The organism is Stieleria sedimenti, assembly GCF_025060895.1.
Classification (GTDB): Bacteria; Planctomycetota; Planctomycetia; order Pirellulales; family Pirellulaceae; genus Stieleria; species Stieleria sedimenti.
In genome coordinates, this window is sequence record NZ_JANZKV010000372.1 from 1 (window position 1) to 3,851 (window position 3,851).

Sequence of the window (3,851 nt, forward strand, 5' to 3'; positions counted from 1 at the left end):
AAAGGCTAGACACCAACGGTGGCTGACAAAGCACTAGAATTGTCCTTTGGAGTGGCGGTTTTGGCTTGTGACCGCAACCGGTATGTTTGAAACGTTTCCATGACCGCCCGAGCGAACCTTTGACGAACCACGACCGCATCGAGCTTGATACATCGCAGCATTGCACGACCCGCTTGATCGCAGCGGCACAGGCCGGCGACCGCGATGCGCTCGGTGAGTTGCTCAACCACTACCGAAAATACCTGGTGTTTTTGGCGCGAACCGGGCTGCACCATCACCTGCAAGGCAAAGCCGACCCGTCGGACATCGCGCAAGAGGTTTGCTTGGCCGCGCACGGAAACATCGCTGACTTTCAGGGCGAGTCGGCGGAAGAATTCGCCGGTTGGCTGCGTGGCATCCTGTCGAACCTGTTGGCCATGCATGTCCGCAGGTTTCTTGGAACACAGAAGCGAGATCCGCGTCTGGAGCAGAATCTGAACGTCAGTTTGGCCAGTGCCTCGGGGTTCCTGCAGTCACGCATTGCGGCCGAGATCACGTCGCCGAGTCAACACTTCGCCCGCAACGAAGCGTTTTTGCTACTCGCCGAGGCGCTCGAGTCGCTGCCGGAGGATTATCGACAGGTGATCATCTTGCGACACGTCGACGGGCTGCCGTTTGCAGAGGTGGCCAAGTCGATGGGACGAAGTGTCGACAGTGTAGAAAAATTGTGGGTGCGGGGGTTAGCGAAACTGAAGACCACGATGGGAGACGTTTGACGGTGACCACAACGGATGAAACCGAAGACGACCGCGTGGTTTCGGCGGTGAAAGACTACATGCGTTTGCTGGATGCCGACAAAGCGCCGCCGATCGATGTCTACTTGGCCGAGCACGCCGAGATCGCCGCAGCGCTTCGTCCCTCGCTGGAAGGCCTGGCGCTGGTGCATCGAGCCGGCCCCGCGCCGGCGAAACCGCTCGGAGTGGTCTCGCCCGACGCGGAATTTACGGCCAAGCCGATCGGCGACTTTCAGATCGTCGGTGAACTCGGACGCGGCGGCATGGGGGTGGTTTACGATGCGATTCAACTGTCGCTCGGGCGTCGCGTGGCGCTGAAGGTGTTGCCCTTTGCCAGCGGCTTGGACGAGGTTCGGCTTCAACGTTTTCGCAACGAAGCGCACGCCGCGGCGGCGCTGCACCATACGAACATCGTTCCGGTCTACGCGGTCGGCAGCGATCGGGGGCTGCATTACTACGCCATGCAGTTGATCGAAGGGCACACGTTGGCCGATGTGATCCATGAAATGCGTGACGCCGAGCCCGATGGCAGTCGGGAAACCGTACAACACCTCCGGGCGTCGACGATCCCACAACTCTCTGCGACGTTCGCGTCCGGCGACAGCCAGTCCGGCCGGCGCCAATATTTCGAATCGGTCGTCCGGATGACCTCTGAAGCGGCGATCGCCATCCAGCACGCGCATCAGTACGGCGTGATCCATCGTGACATCAAGCCCAGTAACCTGCTGATCGACAGCACCGGCAAAGTTTGGGTGACCGATTTTGGGTTGGCCCAAATTGAGTCTGACCCCAGCAACCTGACGCGGACCGGCGATCCGATGGGGACCTTGCGGTATGCGTCGCCGGAACAGGCTTCCGGTCAACGCACGATCTTGGATCACCGCACCGACGTCTATTCGTTGGGGGTGACGCTTTATGAATTGCTGACGCTGCGGCCGGCGATCGAAGGTGACGGCTTTCGCGAACTATTGAACCGGGTCGTCGAAGTCGAACCACCCTCGCCCGCGTCGATTGCCCCGGACATCCCGCCCGAATTGGACAACATCGTTCGCAAATCGATCGCCAAGTTGCCCGCCGAACGCTACGCGACGATGCAGGAGTTTGCGGATGATTTGCAGTGTTGGCTTGACGACAAGCCGATCAAGGCCAAGCCGCCGACGCTGCTGGAACGATTGACGAAATGGCGTCGGCGCAACAGCGGATTGGTTGCCGCAGCGGTCGCAATGTTGGTCATCGCGACGCTGGCGCTGTTGATCACCACGCTGGTGGTTTGGCGAGAACACCGCGCGACGCAGCAAGCACTCGACAGGGAAACCGAGCAACGCCGACTGGCCGAACAGAGTTTCCTACAAGCGCGATCGGCCGTCGACACGTTCAGCGATCTCAGCGAAAGTGAACTCGCCTACCGCGGCGACCTGCAAGACCTTCGACGCAGTTTTCTGGAAACCTCGCTCGAATTCTACCGCGACTTCCTCGATTTGCGATCGGACGACCCGGCACTAAAAAGTGAACTGGCAGCCACCTCATCACGCGTCGAAACGATGGTTCAGGAATTGCGGGTGCTCGAGAATGTTGCTCCATTGATGCAACTTGCCGACCCCGCGGTGCAAGAAGAATTGTCGATTGATCAAACGACGGCGGCCAATCTGGAAGTCGCCATCGCGGTGTTGGAGTCTGAACGGCGTTCGTTGATGAATCAGAATCCGGGCGGATTGAGCAATGAGAGTGCGGAAATGACGCTGCTGTTGCAGGAATTTGATGCGTTTGTCTCGCAACAATTGTCCAATGCACAGCTGACACGGTTGCGACAGATCGCCCGACAGCGGCGGTTGCCGCTCACCTTCAAAACATCCGAAATCGTCGCGGCATTGGAATTGACGCGGCAGCAACGTTCGGAGATCAATCGAATCATCGAACAGATGCGACCCGACCGTAGGGACGGACCGCCGCGCGATGGCCAGCCGCGTTCTGGGCAACAGCGTGCCGGGCAGCCAGACGATGATCGACCGCCGCGCCGTCGTGAGGACGGTCGTCGCGGCCCGCCGCCGGGCGGATTCAATTTTGGGCCGCCGAATCGATTCAACAAGGGGCAACCGCCGGAGGATCGGCGCGGTGACCGGTTCGGTCGCGGTAATGGGCCACCAATGCATGACTTTGAAGGCGGGCCTCCACGCGCTCCGGCCCACTTGGCGGCAACCGAAAACACCGTCAACGAAATTTTGAAGATCTTGACCCCGGCACAACATCAAACATGGAACACGTTGATTGGAAAACCCTTCCGGCGTTAGTGCGTGGTCCAAACGAGCACTGGGTAAGAGCCCGAGTGGCGTAAGCTTCCAGCCTGCGGATGCTCTGCGATTCAAGATGGCGAGCAAGATGCTTTCCCCATAGTTGAACGAGGAGCATGACACTGAGCTGACCGGTCAAGGCTAGAATATTTTTTCGTTTTACTGCGACGGTTTCGAAACGAGGAATGCAACTGATGTTCTAAGCGACCAGGCACTTAGGGTCCGGGCAAGGACATGAGTTTGACCGATCATCGCAGTTGCACGAACGCGTATTCAATTCCTCTGGACACGCGGTCGCCGTTCGCCTCCCCCTTTTACACCGGAAACGTTGATGAAAACCCGTTTTGCTACCCTCTTTGCCGGCTCCGCAATCCTGCTCGCCGGTTCCGCAATCGCCCAACCGCCCACTGACTCCGATCGTCGCGGGCCGGAGCGGCATCAGCGAGGTGACGGTCCGCCGCACAATTCCCCGCACAGTCCGCCTCGCGTTGGCGGCATGCGAGGCGGCCCAGAGCGGAACGGGGCACCTCCGGTCGGCCAAGTCCTGCCGGTGTTCGTTCAATCGCACCTCGGATTATCGGAGGTCCAACGCGATGCGATCGCGAAGCTGCAAGCGAAAGTGGATCGCCGGTTGGCGAAGATTTTGACGCCCGACCAACGACAGCGACTGCGGCGAGCTCCCGATGCTCGACGGCGCAGCGGCGGACCTGACGCTGGCGCACGAGGTCCCCAAGGTCACCGACCCGACGGACGCGGCCCCCAAGGTCACCGACCCGAAGCACGTGGACCC

The 3,851-nt window shown here is 60.1% G+C and carries 2 protein-coding genes; both read left to right on the forward strand.

The annotated features are described in order from the left end of the window. Window positions 1–119: 119 nt before the first annotated feature. The gene (locus NZK35_RS33875) at window positions 120–755 is read left to right on the forward strand and encodes a sigma-70 family RNA polymerase sigma factor (protein ID WP_259636957.1); all 636 of its coding nucleotides are present in this window, start codon (window positions 120–122) and stop codon (window positions 753–755) included. 2 nt (window positions 756–757) lie between these two features. Continuing rightward, a complete protein-coding gene (locus NZK35_RS33880; protein WP_259636958.1) occupies window positions 758–3,061 on the forward strand; it encodes a serine/threonine protein kinase in 2,304 nt (767 codons plus the stop codon). The last annotated feature ends 790 nt before the right edge of the window (window positions 3,062–3,851 follow it).